This window comes from Dyella caseinilytica, from assembly GCF_016865235.1.
GTDB classification, from domain to species: Bacteria; Pseudomonadota; Gammaproteobacteria; order Xanthomonadales; family Rhodanobacteraceae; genus Dyella_B; species Dyella_B caseinilytica.
On record NZ_CP064030.1, the window covers coordinates 842,985 to 864,217 of the forward strand.

General features: G+C 59.8%; 13 protein-coding genes. 5 read left to right on the forward strand and 8 right to left on the reverse strand.

Annotated elements, in window-relative coordinates; all coding sequences use genetic code 11:
• The first annotated feature begins 116 nt into the window (after nucleotides 1–116).
• From ISN74_RS03480 to ISN74_RS03495, 4 genes are all read left to right on the forward strand, one after another.
• Complete coding sequence (locus ISN74_RS03480) at nucleotides 117–4,274, forward strand: hypothetical protein (protein WP_229678974.1); 4,158 nt, start codon at nucleotides 117–119, stop codon at nucleotides 4,272–4,274.
• The gene (prmC, locus tag ISN74_RS03485) at nucleotides 4,267–5,115 is read left to right on the forward strand and encodes a peptide chain release factor N(5)-glutamine methyltransferase (protein WP_188797432.1); all 849 of its coding nucleotides are present in this window, start codon (nucleotides 4,267–4,269) and stop codon (nucleotides 5,113–5,115) included. Before ISN74_RS03480 ends, prmC begins: the two co-directional genes overlap by 8 nt.
• A gap of 95 nt (nucleotides 5,116–5,210) precedes the next feature.
• Nucleotides 5,211–7,541: a TonB-dependent receptor gene (locus tag ISN74_RS03490; RefSeq protein ID WP_188797434.1), complete on the forward strand. Its 2,331-nt coding sequence runs from the start codon at nucleotides 5,211–5,213 to the stop codon at nucleotides 7,539–7,541.
• Nucleotides 7,542–7,662: 121 nt separating this feature from the next.
• Entirely contained in the window at nucleotides 7,663–9,282 is a 1,620-nt protein-coding gene (locus ISN74_RS03495; protein ID WP_188797436.1) for a family 43 glycosylhydrolase, read from the forward strand.
• 53 nt (nucleotides 9,283–9,335) lie between these two features.
• Here ISN74_RS03495 and ISN74_RS03500 read toward each other — a convergent pair whose 3' ends face one another.
• From ISN74_RS03500 to ISN74_RS03510, 3 genes are all read right to left on the reverse strand, one after another.
• On the reverse strand, nucleotides 9,336–11,936 hold the full coding sequence (locus tag ISN74_RS03500) for an MMPL family transporter (protein WP_203546695.1): 2,601 nt from the start codon (nucleotides 11,934–11,936) through the stop codon (nucleotides 9,336–9,338).
• Nucleotides 11,937–12,043: 107 nt separating this feature from the next.
• A complete protein-coding gene (dxs, locus tag ISN74_RS03505) occupies nucleotides 12,044–13,816 on the reverse strand; it encodes a 1-deoxy-D-xylulose-5-phosphate synthase (protein WP_188797438.1) in 1,773 nt (590 codons plus the stop codon).
• Nucleotides 13,817–13,910: 94 nt separating this feature from the next.
• Nucleotides 13,911–14,510, reverse strand: a complete 600-nt coding sequence (locus tag ISN74_RS03510; protein WP_188797440.1) for an HNH endonuclease — start codon at nucleotides 14,508–14,510, stop codon at nucleotides 13,911–13,913.
• A gap of 256 nt (nucleotides 14,511–14,766) precedes the next feature.
• Between ISN74_RS03510 and ISN74_RS03515 the strand changes: the two genes are divergently transcribed.
• Nucleotides 14,767–15,528, forward strand: coding sequence for a SapC family protein (locus ISN74_RS03515; protein WP_188797442.1), 762 nt, complete (start codon nucleotides 14,767–14,769; stop codon nucleotides 15,526–15,528).
• Nucleotides 15,529–15,623: 95 nt separating this feature from the next.
• Here the strand turns inward: ISN74_RS03515 and ISN74_RS03520 are convergent, their stop codons facing one another.
• The 5 genes from ISN74_RS03520 to ISN74_RS03540 form a co-directional block, all read right to left on the reverse strand.
• Complete coding sequence (locus tag ISN74_RS03520) at nucleotides 15,624–16,118, reverse strand: RidA family protein (RefSeq protein ID WP_188797444.1); 495 nt, start codon at nucleotides 16,116–16,118, stop codon at nucleotides 15,624–15,626.
• Nucleotides 16,119–16,132: 14 nt separating this feature from the next.
• On the reverse strand, nucleotides 16,133–16,597 hold the full coding sequence (locus ISN74_RS03525; RefSeq protein ID WP_188797446.1) for a c-type cytochrome: 465 nt from the start codon (nucleotides 16,595–16,597) through the stop codon (nucleotides 16,133–16,135).
• A complete protein-coding gene (locus ISN74_RS03530) occupies nucleotides 16,594–18,174 on the reverse strand; it encodes a flavin monoamine oxidase family protein (RefSeq protein ID WP_188797448.1) in 1,581 nt (526 codons plus the stop codon). The genes ISN74_RS03525 and ISN74_RS03530 overlap by 4 nt, the downstream gene beginning before the upstream one ends.
• 249 nt (nucleotides 18,175–18,423) lie before the next feature.
• The gene (locus ISN74_RS03535) at nucleotides 18,424–18,897 is read right to left on the reverse strand and encodes a GNAT family N-acetyltransferase (protein ID WP_188797451.1); all 474 of its coding nucleotides are present in this window, start codon (nucleotides 18,895–18,897) and stop codon (nucleotides 18,424–18,426) included.
• A 128-nt stretch (nucleotides 18,898–19,025) separates the two neighbouring features.
• Nucleotides 19,026–21,002: a CocE/NonD family hydrolase gene (locus ISN74_RS03540; RefSeq protein ID WP_188797453.1), complete on the reverse strand. Its 1,977-nt coding sequence runs from the start codon at nucleotides 21,000–21,002 to the stop codon at nucleotides 19,026–19,028.
• Nucleotides 21,003–21,233 lie beyond the last annotated feature (231 nt).

Below are 21,233 nucleotides of genomic sequence, written 5' to 3' on the forward strand. Positions count from 1 at the left end.
TGCCAGGCGGTGCGAACCGCCTGGCATTTTCTTATCCGGTTACCGGAGAGGCACCCGTCTTCTCACTCCCCCGATTCCATCTAAACTGGGCGAAACGCCGCCAAGGGGAAAGCCGCATGCGTCGATGGATAGGGATGTTGGGTCTGCTGTGGATGGTCGCGCCGTTATTTGCCCAGGACGTGCCGCCCGCATTGCACGATTGGCAGGACTGGGTGCTGCACGATGTGCCGGAACATGCTTGTCCCTTCCTGGCCAACCGCAATCCGGGCGCCGGCAACTATCAATGCATCTGGCCAGGCCGTCTTGGCCTGGAGGCCGACAAGGATGGCGGACGATTCAGCCTCAGCGTCCATGTTGACGCCGCGAGCTGGGTCGGGGTGCCGGGCGACGATCGTAGCTGGCCCCAGCAAGTCTCGGTGAACGACAAGGCCGGGCCGGTGTTACTGCACGAAGGGCATCCCGCATTGTGGCTGGAGCCGGGCGATTACACCGTGCGCGGCACGCTGCCATGGGAAACGCGTCCGACACGGCTGCGTGTGCCCATGACCATCGGTCTGGTCTCGCTCAGTCTGGATGGCCAATCGGTCGACCACGTCGAACGCAATGGCGATCAGCTCACGCTGGGCGAAGCCGTCACGGCGCAGCGTCAGGCCGATGCGCTTTCGGTGCGTGTCTACCGGCATCTTTCCGATGGCATGCCTGCGATGCTCGATACACAAGTGCAGTTGAACGTCACCGGCAGTTCGCGCGAACAACTGCTTGGACCTGCGTTGCCCAAAGGTTTCGTGGCGACCGCATTGAACAGCGATCTCCCCGCGCAACTCGATAGCGATGGACGATTGCGCGTGCAACTGCGTCCCGGTCAATGGACCTTGCAGCTCTCTGCACGTGGGGTGGATACCCTGCAGCAGGTGACGCTCAACCTGCCGCCGGATCCGTGGCCGCGCCAGGAAATATGGAGTTACTCGGATGACCCCGGTTTGCGCAGCACGCATATCGACGGTCACGCCACGGACGCCGCGCAGGCGGGGGTGCCATCGGACTGGAGCAGCTTGCCGGCTTACGTTCTGGACGCAGACAGCGGCTTGACGGTAGAGCAGGGCACGCGTGGCAATGAAGGCAGTGCGGCCGATCAGCTTCAATTGCAGCGGCAGATATGGGTCGATTTTGATGGCCAAGGTTTGAGTGCCAGCGATCATCTCACCGGCACGTTGCAACACACGCAAAGACTCGATGTTGATAGTCCCTGGCAATTGCAACGCGCCTCACAAGGCGACGATCCGTTGCTGGTCACGCATACGGACAAGGGGCATAGCGGCGTCGAATTGCGCGGCAAGGATCTGGATCTTCAGGCGGGCTTGCGCATCGCCGATCGCAGTGGCTTGCTGCCAAGTACCGGATGGCAGGCATCGCTGGAGAGCATCGATGCCACGTTGCATCTTCCTTATGGCTACCGACTGATCGGCGCAAGCGGCGTCGATCGCTCGCCCGATTCCTGGATCGCACAGTGGAGTTTGCTGGATCTGTTCATCGTTGCGTTGATCGCTCTGCTGGCCGGACGTTTGCTGGGATGGCGCTGGGCGCTGGTGGCGATCGTTTTCCTGGTGCTGTCGCAACATGAGGCCGGTGCGCCACGCTGGACACTGGGCCTGGCACTGGCATTTGCGTTGCTGAAAAAAGCGTTGCCGCAAGGTCGATTGGAGCGTGTGGCGCATGGGATTGCTGCTGCGGCACTTGCGCTGGCGGTGCTATCGACGCTGCCTTTCGCATTGACGCAATTGCAAAGTGCTTTGCACCCGCAATTGGAGGCCGATGGCGGTATCTTGAGGAAGGAGCGCCCCGTCAACATGGTCGAGCGATACGCGGCCAAGCGAGAAGTGGCTCCGTCGCCGCCTGCTCCCGTGGAGGAGCAGGCCATGCAGGAGTCCGCTCCACCCGCCCCTCCTACGCCAGCTATGCCAGCACCAGCTATGCCATCACCGGCACCCGCCGTCGAAGAGGCGTCGGTATCGCCTGCAGCCTCCGGAGGGAATCACAATCTTGCCAGCGTCGTCGTGACCGCAAGCGCGATGCCTAGCTCGGTTTATGTGAATGAAACCGACAACCGCAGTGTGATCCAGGCGGGTGCGGGTGAACCGGCCTGGGACGTTGGCAACAATTACCAATTGAGCTGGTCAGGGCCGGTGACATCTGAACAAACCATGCGTTTGGTGATCGCGCCGGCATGGCTGGTGCGATGGCTGCGCGTCGTCATGCTTGCGCTACTGGTGGTGCTGCTGGGTCGGATGGTGCAGAACCTGATCAAGCCGCTATCTTCATCCTGGCGCGGCTGGTCGCAGGGCAGGGCCACAGCGGCATTGCTGGTCATCGCGTGCTTGCCACATATCGCTCACGCGCAGTCGACACCATCGCCGAATGTGTTGAATCAATTGCAGGCGCGGCTGACCGAAGCACCCAAATGCGCACCCGATTGCGCTGTGGTTCCTACCGCGACGGTACAGGCCAAGGACGATCTGATCACCGTCGACATGGAAGTGCATGCTGGCGCGCCTGTCGCGCTACCCATGCCACAGACAGACGGCGGCATGCAGGTGATCAGCATCAGCGTGGACAACAACGCCAATGCCTCCATCGGCAGAAACGAAGGACAGCTGGTGGTGCGGCTGGTACCTGGCGTGCATCACGTCAGCTTCAGCTATCGCGTCAGACCTGTTGACAGCACAACGCTGAACTTTACGCTGCGTCCGCAGTGGGTGTCCTTCAACGGACAAGACTGGTCGTTGGATGGCATCGATGCCGGGCGGATGCTGGGCGACAGCATGACGTTCAATCGCGTCAAGACAACTACCGATGGCAAGCAAGCGCCACTGCCACAACAAACGTTCCCGCCTTATGTGAGTCTGACGCGCGATCTGCGACTAGGCGTGGATTGGACGGTGTCCAACACAGTGCAACGCATCGCGCCTAGCGATGGTGGTTTTACGTTGGAGCTACCCTTGCTTCCCGGCGAGCATCCGCTGGGCGATAACGTGCGCGTGCAGCATGGGCGCATCAGCGTCACCTTCAACGCCAGCCAAAGCAGTGTGGCCTGGATCAGCCGTCTCGATCATGCCGATAGCCTGCAGCTCAAGGCGCCCACGCTTGAGGAGCGTGCCGAGGTATGGCTGTTGCATCCAGCGACGATCTGGCACGTCGAGGCGAAGGGTGTGCCCGTCAGCGATAGCAGCGATGGTTTGCGCTTTGAGCCATTGCCCGATGAAACGCTGGCGTTGACCATCACACGCCCGCAACCTGTGGAAGGCGACAGTCTTGCCTTCGACAGCGTGAGTGCGAGCAGCAATGTCGGTGATCGCGCGACTGAAACCTCGTTGGATCTCACGGCACGCAGCACGCGTGGTGGCGATCACGCCATCTCGCTTCCCGCAGGTACAGCGCTGCTGGACGCGATGCGCGACGATGTATCACTCAGTCTGGCGGTCAAGGACGGCAAGCTGAGCTTGCCCTTGCTTCCTGGCAAACATCACTACGTGTTGCATGTGCGCGAACCGATCGGCGCAAGTTTCCGGTCGATCACGCCTGCTTATGCTTTGGCTGCACCATCCAGCAACATTTCGCTGCAGCTGAAACTGCCGCAGGATCGCTGGGTGCTCTGGACCTGGGGGCCAAGCATGGGACCGGCCGTGTTGTATTGGGCGCAGTTGGTCGTGTTGCTGCTGACCGCGTGGCTGCTCTCCCGTTATGCGCCGACGCCGCTGCGTTTCCATCACTGGCTGTTGCTCGGTTTGGGCTTTTCTGCGTTTGCCTGGAGCGCCTATGCCTTTGTGGTGTTCTGGTTGATTCTGCTCGGCTTGCGTGCGCGTCATTCGGGATCCATGGCGAATCTGGCCGGTAACCGCTTCAATTTGCTGCAAGCGGGGCTGGCGGTGGTGACCGTGTTGGCGTTGTGCATGCTGGTCTCGGCCGTACCTACCGGTTTGCTTGGCCTGCCCGATATGCATGTCACGGGAAACGGTTCCAGCGCATGGGATCTGAACTGGTTTGGCGATCAGACAAAGGATGATATTCCGCGCGCGGGTGTCTTCAGCGTGTCGCTCTGGTTCTACAAGATCGCCATGCTGGCATGGGCGCTGTGGCTCGCGAACGCGCTTATCGGCTGGTTGCGATGGGGCTTCGGCGCGTGGACGGATGGCGGTTATTGGCGTAAGCATGAGCCGAAGCAGATCGCGCCGCCGTCTCAAGTCGCGTCCACGGAAGGGTCGCCAAACGATGCTTAAAGTTCGCCAAGCATTGCTGACCGCAGTGCAGCGGCTCGGCGATCGAGTCGATGCTGAGGTGCTGCTGGCCTATGCATTGAGCAAATCGCGCAGTTGGTTGATCGCGCATGCGGATGATTTGCTCTCGGCGGAACATGCTTCGGCGTATACCGTGCTGGTCGAGCAACGTGAGGCCGGTGAGCCGGTGGCGTATATCACGGGGCGGCGCGGGTTTTGGTCGCTGGATCTGGAGGTCACGCCGGACACCTTGATCCCTCGGCCAGAGACCGAACTGCTCGTGGAGGAGGCGCTCGAGCGCATACCGATCAGCAAGACCGTCAACGTGGCCGATCTTGGCACGGGTACGGGCGCGATTGCGCTGGCGATTGCGCGTGATCGGCCACTTGCGCAAGTGATCGCAACAGATGCTAGCGCCGATGCATTGGCCGTTGCGCGACGGAATGCGAGCCGTCACGACATCCTTAACGTCAGCTTTGTGCAGGGTGACTGGTTTGCCCCCTTGGGCGATCAGCGCTTCGATGTGATCGTGTCCAATCCGCCGTATATCGAAAACCATGATCCACATTTGAATCAGGGCGATCTGCGTTTTGAGCCGATGAGTGCGCTTGCCTCCGGTGAAGACGGCCTGGACGATATCCGACGCATCATTCGTGATGCAGGGCGGCATCTTTTGCCGGAAGGTTGGTTGTTGTTTGAGCACGGTTGGAATCAGGGTGAAGCGGTTCGCATGCTGCTGTGCAATGCATCTTTCGCGAAAGTTTCGACCATGCGCGATCTGGAACAGCGCGAACGGATGACGATGGGATGCTGGTCAGTCAGCAAAGATTGTGGTTCGTCGTGAACATCGGCGTAGACTGCAGCCGTCACTAAGAGGCCCGGGTAACAGCGGCGCATCCGGGCATTAGAAAGGCAATAGCCTGTCCCGGACCGATCGCCATGAATGCTCGCCATCGTGTCGTTATCCGTCGTCAGTCAGCGCGACGTTATGTGCCGTGTGTCATCCGGCTGTTGCTGATTCCACTGGTTCTTCCGATTTTTACGCAAGAGGTCATCGCGCAAACTGCGCCGGCATCATCATCTACCGCTGAGCCGCCACCATCGCCCTCCACTGCCAAGAAGTCCGCAGTGACACTCGGCGAAGTGATGGTTACCGCAAACCGTCGCCGCGAACCCGAACGTGACGTGCCGATGCACGTCGATACAGTATCGGCGATATCGTTGCAGCAACTCGGCGCCAAGAATCTCAATGACTACGTGTCCTATCAGCCGGGTGTGTTCTTCGCCAGCGCGGGCGGAACAGGGCAGGGCGAACTGATCATGCGCGGTGTATCGACCGGCAACCAGACCAGCCCGACGGTGTCGGTTTACATCGATGACGTACCGGTGGGCGGCAGCACCGTGTATGCAGCTGCGGCGACTTTCGTGTTCGATCCGGCGCTGCTCGATCTCGATCACATCGAGTTCTTGTATGGTCCGCAAGGCACGTTATATGGCGCCGGCTCGATGGGCGGTCTGGTGAAGTACGTGACGGTGAAGCCGGATGCCAGCGGTTTCTCAGGCAGCGTCGGTGGCGATATCTCCAATACCAACCGCGGCGGGATGAGTTATACCGAACACGCCACGCTGAACATTCCGCTGGTAAAAGATAAGGCTGCGCTACGTGTGGCGGTCGTGGACCAGCACATTACCGGCGTTTATCGAGCCGTGGGTGAAACGCCGGCCGGCGGCGACGACCGCACGCATACCAAAGGTGCGCGCGTGCAGTTGGAAGTCGATCCCACCGACAAGCTCACCTTCAACGTCACAGCGATGGCGCAGAAGATCGCGGCCGATGGTTTGTCGATGGCCGATTACAACCTGGAAGGGCAGCCGATTTCCGGTGGTCCCTACACGCGCGCGCTCAATCATCGCGAACCTTTCACCCAGACACTAGAGTTGTATTCGTTTCATGCGGGTTACGACTTTGACTACGGCACGCTGGACTGGATCAGTTCCTACCAGAATTTCGTCAACCACAGCGTGCAGGATTATCCGGATTCGTTCCTTGACCTCTTGAACGAACTGGGCCCCTTGCTGGGCGTGGATCAACAGCTCAGCTCGCTGTATGTCGACTCGCAATACACCGTGCACAAGACATCGCAGGAAATGCGGCTGACCTCGCGCAAGAATCCCAATGTCGATTGGCTCGGTGGTTTCTGGTTCAACCGCGAGAATGTGTGGGAGCAGTATGTACTGGAAGGCGATAACCAGTTCGCGCAGGGGCGAACCAGTCTGATCCAGCAGAACGTCAATGCCGGTTTCGAAGAGTATGCGGGCTACGGTGATCTCACCTGGCACATCAGGCCGACGCTGGATTTGACGGTGGGAGCGCGCGCAAGTGGCAACTCGCAGCATCTTTCCAACTTTGAGGAAGGGCCGGTCGCAGGTAGTCCAGGCGGGTTCCGAGAGCATTTGGTCAGTGATGATGTCACCAAAATGGCTACCTTGAGCTGGCGGCCCAATGACAAGGACAACTATTACTTGCGAGCTTCCACCGGCTATCGACCAGGCGGTTTGCAAGCGCCGATCGAAAGCACTTTGCTTGGTCCCAATCCGAATGCGAAGGACACATTCGGTTCGGACAATCTGCAAAGTTATGAGCTTGGTTACAAGAGCAGTCAATTGGATGGCCATCTAAACGTGGGTATCGACGGTTACGACATCGAATGGCACCACATGCAGCTCTACACGTATACCCTGGGTAATACCATTATCCAGAATGCAGGCGACGCGCGCGTGGAAGGCGTGGAGATGCAGGCTAATTACTCGCAGGGTCCTTGGCAGTTCGGCGCTTCATCGGCCTTTACCGATGCGTACACCAAGAATGGCAGTCCGGAGCTGGGCATCCAACAAGGTTCGCCTTTGCCGTACTCAGCGAAGTGGGCGGGCACGCTCAGCGGGAAGTACAAGTTCATCCTGGCCGGAACGGATGCGTATTTTGGCGCCAACCTGCGCGCATCGACGCATCGCAATGCGGGTTTCTCCGGCGATAGCAGCGATCCGAATTTTTATTTGCCGGGATTCATGTTCCTGGATATCAATACCGGCGTGAACCTGCGCAACGGCGCGAACATCGATTTTTACGTGCGCAACGTACTGAACCGGCAGATCCCGATCGGCACCTTGAACGATGAGGCGGTGAACTTCCTGGCCACGGTTGGCGGCCCGATGCTGGTGCAGATGTCCACGCCGCGTACGGTGGGTGTGTCCTTCAACGTGCCGTTCTAGCCATTCAGCAATCTTAAAAAAAGTAAACAATCGCGGCGTTTTTCGCAACGTCGCCCCTTTGCGTCTGCGTTGCACAATGCAGGGCCTGTTTGGGCGCAGCACAGATAGAGGGTTTACACGCATGGTGAACGATTCCCGCCGCAACGTCTTTCGGATGGCATTGCTGGGTGCGGCGGCTGCGCCGTTTTCCCTGCGTAGCGCTACTGCCGCCGCTACATGCAAAGACGGTGACCCTCAGGCCGTGACGTGGGGTAGGGGTGTCGAGGGCCAGCGCAAGGCCGACCTTGGCGACGGAACGTATCGAAATCCGATCGTTTCCGGTGATCATCCTGATCCGACCATCCTCAAAGATGGCAACGATTACTACATGACGTTTTCGCCCTTTGAAGCATTTCCTGGGCTGATCATCTGGCATTCCACCGATCTGGTGAACTGGGCGCCGCTCGGTCCGGCACTTTCAAAGCCGCTCGGTACGGTGTGGGCGTCTGACTTATGCAAGCACCAGGGCCGTTACTTCATCTACATGCCGGCCAATCCGGGAGCAGGTTGGTCGATCTATGTGATATGGGCCGACGACATCAAGGGCCCGTGGAGCGACCCCATCGATCTGAAGATCGGTGATTGCATCGATCCCAGTCATGTTGTGGGTGAGGACGGCAAGCGCTATCTGTTCGTCAACGGCGTTCGCCGCATAGGACTTTCCGACGATGGCTTGGCCAAGGATGGCGAACTGCAGTCGGCCTATAAGCCCTGGCGATATCCCGACGACTGGGTCGTGGAGAACTTTGCGCCGGAAGGACCGAAACTGTTGCGACGTGGTGAATGGTTCTATCTGATCATGGCCGTGGGTGGCACGGCGGGGCCACCCACCGGTCACATGGTAATTGCGGCACGCTCCCGCTCCATCCACGGTCCGTGGGAACACTGTCCGCACAATCCGCTGGTGCGCACCATGAGTGCAGCGGAGCCGTGGTGGTCGCGCGGACATGCGTCTTTGGTAGAAGGACCGGCCGGTGACTGGTGGATGGTTTATCACGGTTACGAAAATGGCTTCAGGACCTTGGGACGTCAGACGTTGCTGGAACCGATCGAATGGACGCAAGACGGATGGTTCCGCGCGAAGGGTGGTGATCTTTCCGCGCCGCTTGCAAAACCGAAGGGAGGTGCTGCGAGCTCGTCGGGTTTTGCCTTGTCGGATGACTTCGCTCACAACCGGCTGGGCATACAGTGGTGCTTGCATGATGCGTCGCCTGGCGAGAGAGCGCGGATCAGTTATGAAGCTGGAGGGATGAATATCGCCGCCAAAGGACGCTCACCGGCAGATAGCCCCCCGGTGACATGCCTGGTGGGCGATCGCTCCTACGTGGTGGAAGCCAGCCTGGAGCTGACCGGCGATGCCGAAGGCGGTCTGTTGCTGTACTACAACCCGGTGGCGTTCGTTGGCGTGGGGTTTTCGCCGGATGAAATGAAAACCTACGAATATGCGCAGGAGCAAACCTGGATGCGCACGTCCATGCCGACCCGGCGCGTACGCATTCGGCTGACAAACGAACAGAACGTCGTCACCTATCACTACTCGCACGACGACGGTAAAACCTGGATCCTGCATGGTCTTCGCATGGAGGTCTCAGGCATTCATCACAACGTGTTCGGCGGCTTTGTGAGCCTGAAGGTCGGCATCTACAGCGCGAACGAAGGCAGCGTTGTGATCAGAGACTTCAGCTATCGCGCGATTTCGTAGGTTGGGTCACCCCGGATTAAATCCGGGGTGACCCACGGTCTATGGCATGGCAGTTAATGCCCCGTGCCACTGATCTGCGTCGGCGGCTTGATCGCGTAAAGCAGCGCAGGCAGGAACACGAAGGTCGCCAGCAACACTGCCACCAGGCTTACCAGCAGCATGCGTCCCATGCTCGACATGCCCAGATCGTGCGACAGTGCGAGTGAGCCAAAGGCCGTGCCCGTGGTCAGTGCGGAGAACAGCACCGCACGCGCCGAGGCGGAACTGATGAAACGGCGCATGCCGGCACGCCAGTTCATCACGAAGTACACGTTGAACGATACGCCTACGCCCAGCAGCAGCGGCAGCGAGATGATGTTGGCGTAATTCACCGCCATGCCCAGCGCGCGGGCGAGCAAGGCGGTGAGCAGGGCAGACATACCGAGCGTCAGCAGCACGATGCCGGTGTCTTTGACGCGGCGGATGACCAGCATCAGCACGATCGCGATGGTGATAATGGCCAGCACGGCAGCCTGTTTGAACGCATTCATCATGGTTTCGGCAGAAGCGATGGTCGTGACGGCAGGGCCACCCGCGTCGGGAGCGATCTTTTGCACGGCCTCCACGAAACGGCGCAGGCCCTCGGTGTCCTGATCATTGACCGTGGGCGAAACCTGGATGCGCACCTGTCCGGAAGGACTCACCCAATCGCGCTTGATGGATTCGGGCAATGTCTCAAGCGTCACGGCTTTCGCGTTCAGCGCATCACGCAGGCTCTGCAGCTGAGCGGGCAAGAAACGGCTCACGGCTTCATTCATCGCCATCAAGCGATCGTCGGGGGCCTTGGCGAGTTTCTGCAGCGCCGCGTCGATGCCGTACAGCGGTGAGTCGGCCGGCATTTCCGCATGAGCATCGACGATGGCATCGTGCGCATCTTCGATCGCCGAGCGCAGCGCCGCAGGCGTGATCGGTGGCGCTGACGGATCGACATCCAGCGACGGCAACATCAGTACTTGCGCCTGATTGAGCTGATCCAGCGAGGCCTCCTGATGGGCCGGCACGAAGGTCGCCGCCGAGATCACGCTGGAGACTTCTGGCAGTTTCTCCAATTTGTCGGTGAGCGTGCGCGCCGTGGCCAGGTCGGGCACCATGATGTTGATGTTGAAAGGATTGGTGATCGGATTGTCAGCCAGACTGCGCAGCGTGCGCATCGGTTCGGACGTCTGGTCCTGTGTATTGAGCGGGTTGGCGTCGAACGGCATGCGTATCGCCGCATACAAGCCAATAGCGCCGAGCAGGGTGAACGCAATCAGCACCGGCTTGTAATGGCGATGCAAGACCACGTCCATCTTTGGGCCGAACGCCAGCGACAGTTCCTGTGTCTGGCGTTGCGGCTTGAAGATGCTGAATAGTGCAGGTAGCAGGCTTAGCGTACAAAAAAGCGCGATGCCCATGCCGACACCGGCAATGGTGCCCAGTTCGGCGACACCGACGAAGCTGGTGGGTGAGAAGGCGAGGAAGCCACATGCCGTCGCAGCGGCGGCGACCGCGATCTGGCTACCGGATACGCGTGCGCATTCGGCAATGGCGACGTTGATCTCGGCGTGCAGCATGCGCATCTCGCGCATGCGCACGGCGAACTGAATGCCGAAGTCCACCGCGAGGCCCACGAATAGCACAGCAAACGCCACCGAGATCACGTTCAAGGTGCCAATCGCCAGCGCGGCAAAGCCGATCGTCAGCGCAAAGCCCACCAGCAAGGTGATCAGGATCGGAATGATGCGGCGGAACGAATGCATGGCCAGATACAGCCACAGAGTGAGCAATAGCAGACTGCCGATGGTGCTCCACACAATGCCCTTGGTGAGCGCGCCGAACTGCACGTCGGCGAGCGCGACCGGGCCGGTGTAATCGATACGCACACGGCCGCTCTTCACATCAGGCAGGTTGTCGCGGATGTGCTCCATGGCCCTGGTCGCGGCACGTCCTGGTTCCAGGGAATTTTCATCCAATACAGGATGCGTCAACACGAAGGTGACGTTTTCAGGCTGCTGGGTGATATCCGAGCCGAGCAAGCTCTGCCAGGACAGCGGCGTGGGATGGCCATCCGCAGCATTGTCGAGCACCTGACGCAACTGATCCAGCGCGGGTTTGTAAGGCGTCAGGTCGGCATGCTGGATGCGCACACCCGCTGCCATCAGCGACACGCCGTTCAACAGCCCGCGTGCTGACGGATCGGCGGCCAGCGGACCGAGCAACGGCTGCGCGTTCATCAGCGAATTGAGCAGCTTGGCCAGTTCGTCCGGGTCGGGCAGCAACAAGCCTTCCGAGCGGAAGAAGGGATCGGCATCCGGACGGCTTACGTCGATGAAATGCTTTTTATCCGCCTCCATCGCCTTGGCCAGTTGCGCGGCGGTTTCGGCCGATTCCTCCGGCGTCGCGCCACGCACCACCGCAACCAGCAGATTGTTGAACTGCGGGAATTCGCGGTCGAACGCCATGGCGTGCTGACGCCAGGGCAGGGTTTTGGCGAACAGATTGTCGGTATTGGTGTCCACGCTCAGGCGATGCGCGGCCAGCCAGATGCCGGCTCCCGCCATCACGACGTAGAACAGCACCACATACACGGCAAAACGCCGGCAGAATTGGACAAGACGGACGATAAGCTCAGTCACGGGCCTAACGCTTCCTTTGAAATGATGAAATCAAAACGTTGCGCTCTACTTCCTCTCCCCCGCCAACAAATCCGGTAAACGGGGAAGAGGGAAAAGCTATGCGCTACTCAAGCACTTGCCTGGTTCAATGAACCTAGCTTCGGAAAACGGGTAACGATGGCCTTGCGAATCCCTGGCAGATCAAGTCCGGCCTCGCTTAGTACTTCCTCGCGGGTACCGTGTTCCAGATACGCATCGGGCAGGCCCAGATGCAGGATCGGCAAGGTTACACCATGTGCTGCCAGACATTCGGCCACCGCGGATCCCGCGCCACCGGCGACCGCGTTGTCCTCAAGCGTGACGAAGGCACCGTGGTCTTTCGCTAGCTCCAGCAGCAAGGTTTCATCCAGCGGCTTCACGAAACGCATGTTCACCAGCGTGGCATCGAACGCGTCGGCGATTTCTGTGGCCGGCGCCAGCATCGCTCCGAAGCTCAGGATCGCCAGGCCGTGGCCACGGCGGCGCAGTTCCGCCTTGCCGATCGGCAGCGTCTCCAGTTCCTTGGCGATCGCCACGCCCGTACCGGTGCCGCGCGGATAGCGGACAGCCGCCGGACCGTTGTGGTGAAAACCCGTGGTAAGCATGGCGCGGCATTCATTCTCGTCAGCCGGTGCCATGATCACCATGTTGGGCAAGCAGCGCAGAAAGCCCAGATCGAAACTGCCTGCATGGGTGGCGCCATCCGGTCCCACCACCCCTGCGCGGTCGATGGCGAAGGTGACATCCAGATTCTGCAACGCGACATCGTGAATCACTTGATCGTAAGCACGTTGCAAGAAGGTGGAATAGATCGCGACCACAGGCTTTGCGCCTTCACAGGCCATACCTGCTGCCAGCGTGACCGCATGTTGCTCAGCGATGGCGACGTCGAAATAACGCTGCGGATATTCACGGGAAAAACGCACCAGCCCCGAGCCTTCGCGCATGGCCGGCGTGATGCCGAGTAAGCGTTCATCCGCTGCGGCCATATCGCATAGCCAGTCGCCGAAGACATCGGAGTAGGTCGGTTTCGTTGGTCCGGCTTTCTTCACCACACCTGCGCTTGGATCGAACGGACCGACAGCGTGATATTCGATTTGCGCCTGTTCCGCTGGCGCATAACCTTTGCCCTTGGTGGTGATCACATGAAGCAGCTGCGGGCCAGGCAGATTCTTCACCGCACGCAGCGCGTGCAGCAATGACTGCACATCATGGCCATCGACCGGACCGTTGTAGTGAAAGCCCATTTCCTCGAACAGCGTGCCAGGCAGGCGCGTCATCGACTTGTTTAAGCCACCGACGTTCTCGCTGATCGACATGCCGTTGTCGTTGAACACCACCAGCATGTCCGCATTCACATCAGCCGCATGATTGAGTGCTTCGAACGCCATGCCGGCCGTCATGGCGCCATCGCCAACGACCGTGATGATCTTGCGCGCATCACCTTTGCGTTTCAGCGCGATGGCCATGCCCAGCGCAGCAGAGATCGAGGTGGATGAGTGACCGACGCCAAACGTGTCGTACTCGCTTTCCTCGCGACGCGGAAATGGCGCCAAGCCATTTTTCTTCTTGATGGTGGTGATGCGGTCGCGGCGACCGGTGAGGATCTTGTGCGGATAGCACTGATGACCCACGTCCCAGATCAGCCGGTCATGCGGGGTGTCGAACACCGCATGCAGCGCGACCGTCAGTTCCACCACGCCCAGGCCCGCTCCGAAATGACCGCCAGAACTTGCGACAGCCTCGATCAGATACCCCCGCAGTTCATCGGCGATCACACCAAGCTGGTCGTCGGGTACGCGGCGAAGATCCGCCGGCGACTCGATCGCGGACAGATGCGGGTAGCGGGACAGGTCGATCATTGGCGTATTGTTAACCCTGCGTTAGGGCGGGGCAAGCAAAACCCGGGGCGAGGTCAGGGCCCCGGTCAAGCTGCACTCAGTTTGGAGCCTGTTCTTACGCCAAGGCTTCGCGCCGATTCCGGGGCAGATGGTTCATGAGGAACTCCATCTGGTCCGCCAAGATATTGCGATTGGACAGGATCAGGTGCTCCACCCAGCTGGGCCGGTAGGGCACGGCCAACAGGGGCATGTTGGCCTCCTGCGGGGTACGGTTCGACTTCTTCAGATTGCAGGCCAGGCAGGCGCTGACCACGTTTTCCCATTCGTCGCTGCCACGCTTGGAGATCGGCAGCACGTGATCCCGGGTCAGCTCGCCGCGGCTGAAACGCTCGCCGCAGTACATGCACAGATAACGATCGCGCCCAAAAAGGGCGCTGTTGGTAAGGGCTGGGGCGGGGTCAATCGCGTGGTCGCGGCAATGTCCAGTACTGGCCACGATGGGGTGAAGCTGGATCTGGCTCTGTCTGCCCAGGACGCGGTTATGGCCGCCGTGCACGGTCAGGCAAGGGTCGCCGAGGGTCCAGGCCACCGCCTCCCGCACGTAGAGGCAAACCGCGTCCTGCCAGCTGATCCAGTCAAGGATCCGGCCGGCGGCATCCAGCGACAACACGCGGGTCGAGTTCAAATCGGCCAGCTTTGGCACTTCCATCAGCATGCGTTCCGTCCTTCACCTCAGTAGCGAAAGAGCGCCCATCCATGCAACGGTGCTCGGGTTTTCCGCAGCATAGAACAAGTTGATTGCAAAACGCATGCAAAGAGCCGCGGATATAGTCTCAAAACCGGGGGTTGGACTGATTCGCCCCTGGGCCTGCGGCGCTGATATAGTGGCCGTTCATCTGTAGACCCGACGCCGGGTTTGGGAGGGGAAGCCTGGGTGGCGGCCCCGGCACGGCGGGGCAGAGGTAAGTAACGTGGCTGAAGTACTTTTCTACGAGCGTCCTGTGCCGCTCAATCGCACCGCACACAAGGATCTGCGCATCAAGGGGCTCACCAACCTCAAGTTTGCGCACAGCGTGCATTCCGTGCCGCTGACCTGCACCGAGTTCCCTGTCACCGCCCGCGACATCCCGATCCTGTTCGCCGGTCCCGACATGGCTAGCGCCGGTCCCATGGCACTGCTGGGTCTGCGCCAGAGCGAAAACCTGTTCCTGGATAACGAAGGCCAGTGGGCGCAGGGCATCTACATCCCGGCTTTCGTTCGCCGCTATCCGTTCGTGCTGGCCGAAAAGCCGGCGGGCACGGAAGGCGACGATTTCACCGTATTCCTCGATGAAGCCTACGAAGGCTTCAACGACAACGACGGCGAGCGTCTGTTCAAGGAAGACGGTTCCGAAACCGACGTGCTGAAGAACGCCGTAAACTTCCTTGGCGAATTCCAGCAGCACGTGGCGCGCACTCGTCAGTTCATGGAAGACCTGAAGAAGTATGACCTGCTCGAACCGCGCAACATTCGCCTGGAACGCAACGGCAACGTGCTCAACCTCAATGGTCTGTTCGTGATCAACGAGGAAAAGCTGCGCAAGATCGACGCCGAAACCGCGCATCGCTTCCTCACCGACGGCACCATGGGTTGGATCTACGCACACTTGCTGTCGCTGCAGAACATCGACCGCGTGAGCCAGCGTTTGGCCCAGCGTGAAGAAACCGAAGCGGCGAATCAGACCAAGAACTGATGGCTTGCGAAGTGATTGCGAAAAAGCCGCCCTCGAGGCGGCTTTTTCTTTGCTTGCACAACAAGCGTCTGTTTAGACTTGCGGCGCAATCGTGCTCAAGGCCGCACGGCAATAACCTCGATTTCCACTCGAAACCCTGGATTCGCCAACGCCGCCACCTGCACCGCCGAACGCGCTGGCAACTTGGGTTGTTCCTTCGTACCGAATAACTTTGTATAGCCGGCCATGAAACCGGCGAAGTCCATGTGTCCGTCGTGATCAGGATCGCCAACCAGGAACACATTCATCTTCACGATATCGCCCATATCCAGATGCATGGATTGCAACTGCTTCTGGATGTTGGTGAGTACGCCGACGGTTTGTGTTTCGGTATTGCCATAGGCTGATACGGAATCTTTCGCTGCCTTGGGGTCGGCCACAGGCGGTACATTGCCGCTTAGGTAGATGGTGGATTTTCCGGAAGGCACTTCTACCGCGGCGGATATCGGGAAATTGCTGTTGGGCATGCGATAGCGCTCCACGTCCTGCGCAGAGCTTGCGACCGATAGCAGCAGCGCAGCGAGTGCGGCAGCATGAATGACCTTGTGCATGACGCCTCTCCTCTTCATGGGCTGGATGGTGTTGGATGGTCTTGGGGATGCAGGGCGGCGACTTGGGCTGCCGTGATGCTGTCGCGATAATCGTTGCCGAAATGCGTGCGCACGTAGTTGATCACCTCGGCGATCTGCTCGTCGCTCAGCTTGGTGTCTTCGAAGAAGCTGCGTTGCGTGATGGGCTTCGTCGCAAACGAAGGCATGTCATGCCGGCCGAACAGGATGACAGCCGCCATGTAGGGCGCCGATACCAATTTGGGATTGCCAGTGAGCGCCGGATAGGTGCCTGCCCCCGTTGCGCCTTTGGCATCGTGCATGTGGCAGCCTTGGCAAATATGCTGGAAGATCTCTTCGCCATTGGCGTTCTTGATGCTGGTGCGCGTGTAGAGCGCATTGTCAGAAGACTGTGCCTTCACTGCACCAATGCCACCGAGCAGCACGGCGGCGCTACCCAGGCACAAGATCAGCCGATTCATGCGGCACCTCCGGCCACCATGCGTTGATGCAGCCGTGTGACTACATCCAACGCTGACGTGACGGCACCTTCCTGCCACGCCGGCAGATACGAGACATGTTCGCCGGCTAGTGCTATGCGCCCGTCGATCTGGCAGAGATTGCCGTAGTGCTTTGCGCGCAGTTCGTCCGACCAGGAGGCGAAACACCCCATGGTGAACGGTGCGCGATGCCACGCGACAGCGATGCCGTTTTCGAACTCCGTTTTGTATTGCGGATGAATCTGACTGCCGTATTCCACTGCCTTGCGAATCCGTTCCTCCGGCGTCATGGCCGTGAATTCGTAAGCATTGAGGCCCCAGATATAACCGCCCAGCAGCACGCCTTTGCCTTTGCTGTTGAAGTCGCTGCTGGGGTAGCTGATGTTGTTGATCGGCAAGTCGGTGGCAGTGATGCCACCATAGATGTCTTCATCTTCTTCCCAGAAGCGGCGCTTGAACTGCAAGCCCACCTTCACCGTGGCTGCATAGGGCACCGCACCAATGGCATTGGCCATGGACGCGCTGACGTTCATGGGAATCTGACTGAGAATGGAGAGTGGAATGGTGCAGATGCACCAGTCGCCATGTGCTTTCTGCGTTGAGCCGGGATGCCGCGCGTCCACATAGGAAACCGTGACGCCCTGCTCATCCTGCTGGATGCCAGTGACTTTGGCGTTGTAGTGAATCAGACCTTGCAGTTCGTGGCCGAATGCTTCGCCGATACGCCCCATGCCGCCGACCGGCTGAAACAGTGTGGTCTGGAATTCGAAGATTTCACCTTCCGTCAGGTTTCGCCACAGCTGTGAATTGAGCACGTCATGCAGTTGCAGCGGCTGTGAATCGGTGGGCTTGGCGGACAGTCCGCCACCAGGCAGCTTGTCATAGCCGCGACGATTGCTGACGGAAGGGCCTTGGGCATACGCGTAGTTCTTGTCGAGCGCGCCCCACTCGCGCAACGAGTCCAGTAACTGAGCCTGATCCTCTTTGCTGATCTGCGCATCCAGCTTGCCTTGCTGAGCCACCTTCGCCAGCAGCTCGGCCGTATGCCCGCGATAATCGGCATTGATCGTACGATAACGCTGCGGCTTGCCACCGAAGGCGTTCGCGCCGTGGAGGTAGGCGTTGTAATTGATCTGCACGAACGGCTCGAGCGGTACGTTGAGCTTCTTGCAGTAATCGAGCAGTCCGCGATGGTGATACGGGATGCGCCATGGTCCCGGGTTGATATACAGCCCGCGATCGAACTGGCAATGCTGTGTCTCGCCGCCCAGTTCGGTATAGGTGTCGCCGCCACGCAGCGTCCAGTTACGGCCGCCGGGACGCGCGTTGTATTCCAGCAGCTGCACTTTGTAGCCAGCCTGGCGCAACTCATAAGCGGCCACCATGCCTGCCAGCCCGGCGCCGAGTATCAGTACCGATGCGCCCCGTGGTGCGCCCTGCAGCTTCGGCGAGCCCTTATAGGGCGATTCTGCGGCAAATCCCAGACTGCTCATCGCCTGGTACATCGCTGCGCCACCGGCACTCAGCCCGATCATGCGCAGCAGATCGCGGCGCGTCATCGACGATTCCAACCCTTCCCCGTGCATCACTTACCCCTTGCAACATAAGTGATCAGCACATCGCATCTGGCGCGGAGGCGACAGTGACATAAGGCATGTTTACCAACACCCTGTGTTCCCGGCGCACGCGGAGAGGGCACACGGATGTGCCCGGTTTTGGGGAGCGAGGAAGGCTGGAACCCGGCGTCTTAATAGCGCAGCAGTCACTGGGTCCCGGCCTTCGCCGGGACGACGAGATGGAGAATTGCGCTAGTGGGTTGGCTTGGCCAGTCTCAACAGATCAAGGCTGTATCCGGCCGCTTCATACAGTGCCCGCGCCCGCTCGTTGCCGGGAAACACCGCCAGCGTCACCATCTGGCACTGATGCTCGCGTGCCCAATCCTCTGCGTGTTCGATCAGCGCTTTGCCTACGCCCTGGCCCTCATGGCGCGGCACGACGGCAAGGTCGGAGATATGGCAGTTGGCGCGGCCGTTGAAGTAATCCTGCGTCTTCTGCAGATGGATGAAGCCCACGCGTTCACCTTCGTCATTCTCGGCGATGAACACGTAACTGTTGGAAGGTTGTTCATCCAACTGGCGGCTCAGGTCCCTGCGAATGCCTTCGATACATTCATGCCGCCTGCGCCAGGCGGGGAGGGTGAAATCCACGAAGCGCGGAACCAGGCCAAGGATGAAGTCGTCATCGTCTTCGGCGAGACGGATATGAAAAGCGTTGTCACTCATGCGTCGACCGGTCGGTAAGAGCGGGGAACGGGTAGGTCGGTTCTACACCCAAGTGGGGCGTGGATGGAAGCCTCCTGCCTTTGCTCCTCCCCCGGTGCGGAGGGGAGGAGCATGACCATGGCGTTCCTTCAGTCGCCGATGACGGGCAGCGAGATATAGCTGGCCTGATCCGCCGAGTGATAAATCCGCTGCGTGGCCTTCTGATAATCCCCTGGCTTGGCCCAGAAGATGTTGGACACAAAGGTCTGCGGATTGCGGTCGTAGAGCGGGAACCAGCTCGACTGTACCTGCACCATCACGCGGTGGCCCGGCAGGAAGACGTGATTGGCGTTGGGCAATTCGAAGCGGTAGGCCAGCGGCTGGTTGGCGGTGAGCGGTTTGGGGTTGTCGTAGCCTTCGCGATAGCGGCCGCGGAAGATGTCCATCGCCACGGCGAGTTGATAGCCCCCCATTTCCGGCTGTTCTGCGACCTGATCGGGATACACGTCGATCAGCTTCACCACCCAGTCGCTGTCGGTGCCGCTGGTCGATGCGGTCAGATGTACGACGGGTGCACCAGCAATGGTCAGCGGCTGGGTGAGTACGTCGGAAACATACGTGACGACATCGGTGCGGCCGGACGCTTCGCGTTGATCGTCCACCAGCCACTGCGGCCAGGTGAGACCGTTGTCGTAGCCGATCGGTTGAATCGGGCGTGCGCGGAACGGTACGGGGCGAGCCGGATCGGAGATGTATTCGTCATAGCTCGCGCCGTTGGCAGGCGCGCTGAAACCGAGCTTGTTGCCGGCTTGCAGATACAGCGGACGGCTCTTGGCCTTGCAGCCATCTTCACAGGCGAGCGGCCAACGACTGAGGCGTTGCCATTGGTTGGTGCCGGTCTGGAAGGCAGTGACTGGCGCAATATCGGCTTTGGGTGCGCCATCTTTCAGGTATTGCGCCAGATACGGGCGCAAGATGTGTTCGCGGAAATATTTGGCAGTGTCGCTGCCGAACTGGATCGCGCCGAGCGAGCTGCCTTCCTCGATTTCCTGTCCGTGATGCCAGGGCCCCATGACCAGCTTGACCATCTCGCCGCTGGTGTCTTTGGGTTTGATCGCGCGATACACGGCCAGTGCGCCGTAGATGTCTTCCTGATCCCACAAGCTGTGCACCAGCATGGTCGGCACTTTCAGCGGTTGCGCGGCGAGCACTTTATCGACGGCTTGTTCGCTCCAGAACGAGTCGTAGGCCGGATGCGCAATCATCTTGTTCCAAAAACCAAGCTGCTCCATGCCGTACTGGCGCCCCAGTTCACCGGCGGAGCCTGCCTGCATGAACAGGTCGTATTCGTCGTGATAACTGGTCCACCACTTGTAGCAGTTGTCGCGGCAGGCAGACTGCTCGTAGATGTAGGACATGTTCTGCTGGCGGAAGGCGCCGTGATGGAACCAGTCATCGCCCATCCAGCCGTCCACCATCGGATTCATCGGCACGGCGACTTTGAGTGCCGGATGCGGATGGATGATCGACATCAGCGGTTCGAAACCGTCGTAGGAAATGCCGATGGTGCCGACTTTGCCGTTCGACTCCGGCACGTTTTTCACCAGCCAGTCGATGGTGTCGTATGTGTCGCTGGCGTCATCGACCGGAGTGGGATTGAGCGGGCCGTGGATCGGCCGGTTCATCACGTAATCGCCTTCGGAGCCGTATTTGCCGCGGATGTCCTGGATGACGCGGATGTAGTGATCTTCCACGATCACGTCGGTGGCGTTGTCGTAGCCTTCCAGCATTGGGCCAAGATGGCCGCTCATCATGTGATGGGTGAGTTCTTTCGCATCGTAAGGCGTGCGGGTGAGCACGATGCCGGCGTGTGTTATGCCCTTGGGAATCAGGATCACTGTGTTGAGCTTTACGCCATCGCGCATCGGAATCATCACGTCGCGTTCGACGTAGTCGTAGCTGCTCGTGACTGGCGTGAACTGCGCAGGTGTTTCGCTGGGGTAATTCGGGTATTGCGAAGGGCCGGGCGGATCCGTCGCCAGTACTGCGCCGCTCAGGGTGAGCAGCAGGGCAAACATCGCAGGCTTGAGCCCGCGTAACGCGATCGCGGCACGACTCGACTTCATGGTGACTCCCCGTTGGATGTGCAGCTAGCCTAGCCTTAATGCACAGGCTGGGCATGCGGCAGTGCCGAAAGGCATATCGCTATCGTTCGGGCGTTTTGGTCCTCGGAATACTGAACTTCACTAGGCGTCATTCCGGCGAAGGCCGGAATCCATGATGCACACGAAGCGTGGATTCCGGCCTTCGCCGGAATGACGCTGAGGTAAAGAATCGCTGTGAGGTAAGAGGTTAGT

What these genes read in the sequence shown, in the direction of transcription:
- ISN74_RS03480 (WP_229678974.1), top strand. Translation starts at nt 117, where the DNA reads ATGCGTCGATGGATAGGGATGTTGGGTCTGCTGTGGATGGTCGCGCCG.
- prmC (WP_188797432.1), top strand. Translation starts at nt 4,267, where the DNA reads ATGCTTAAAGTTCGCCAAGCATTGCTGACCGCAGTGCAGCGGCTCGGC.
- ISN74_RS03490 (WP_188797434.1), top strand. Translation starts at nt 5,211, where the DNA reads ATGAATGCTCGCCATCGTGTCGTTATCCGTCGTCAGTCAGCGCGACGT.
- ISN74_RS03495 (WP_188797436.1), top strand. Translation starts at nt 7,663, where the DNA reads ATGGTGAACGATTCCCGCCGCAACGTCTTTCGGATGGCATTGCTGGGT.
- dxs (WP_188797438.1), bottom strand. Translation starts at nt 13,816, where the DNA reads ATGATCGACCTGTCCCGCTACCCGCATCTGTCCGCGATCGAGTCGCCG.
- ISN74_RS03510 (WP_188797440.1), bottom strand. Translation starts at nt 14,510, where the DNA reads ATGCTGATGGAAGTGCCAAAGCTGGCCGATTTGAACTCGACCCGCGTG.
- ISN74_RS03520 (WP_188797444.1), bottom strand. Translation starts at nt 16,118, where the DNA reads ATGCACAAGGTCATTCATGCTGCCGCACTCGCTGCGCTGCTGCTATCG.
- ISN74_RS03525 (WP_188797446.1), bottom strand. Translation starts at nt 16,597, where the DNA reads ATGAATCGGCTGATCTTGTGCCTGGGTAGCGCCGCCGTGCTGCTCGGT.
- ISN74_RS03530 (WP_188797448.1), bottom strand. Translation starts at nt 18,174, where the DNA reads ATGACGCGCCGCGATCTGCTGCGCATGATCGGGCTGAGTGCCGGTGGC.
- ISN74_RS03535 (WP_188797451.1), bottom strand. Translation starts at nt 18,897, where the DNA reads ATGAGTGACAACGCTTTTCATATCCGTCTCGCCGAAGACGATGACGAC.
- ISN74_RS03540 (WP_188797453.1), bottom strand. Translation starts at nt 21,002, where the DNA reads ATGAAGTCGAGTCGTGCCGCGATCGCGTTACGCGGGCTCAAGCCTGCG.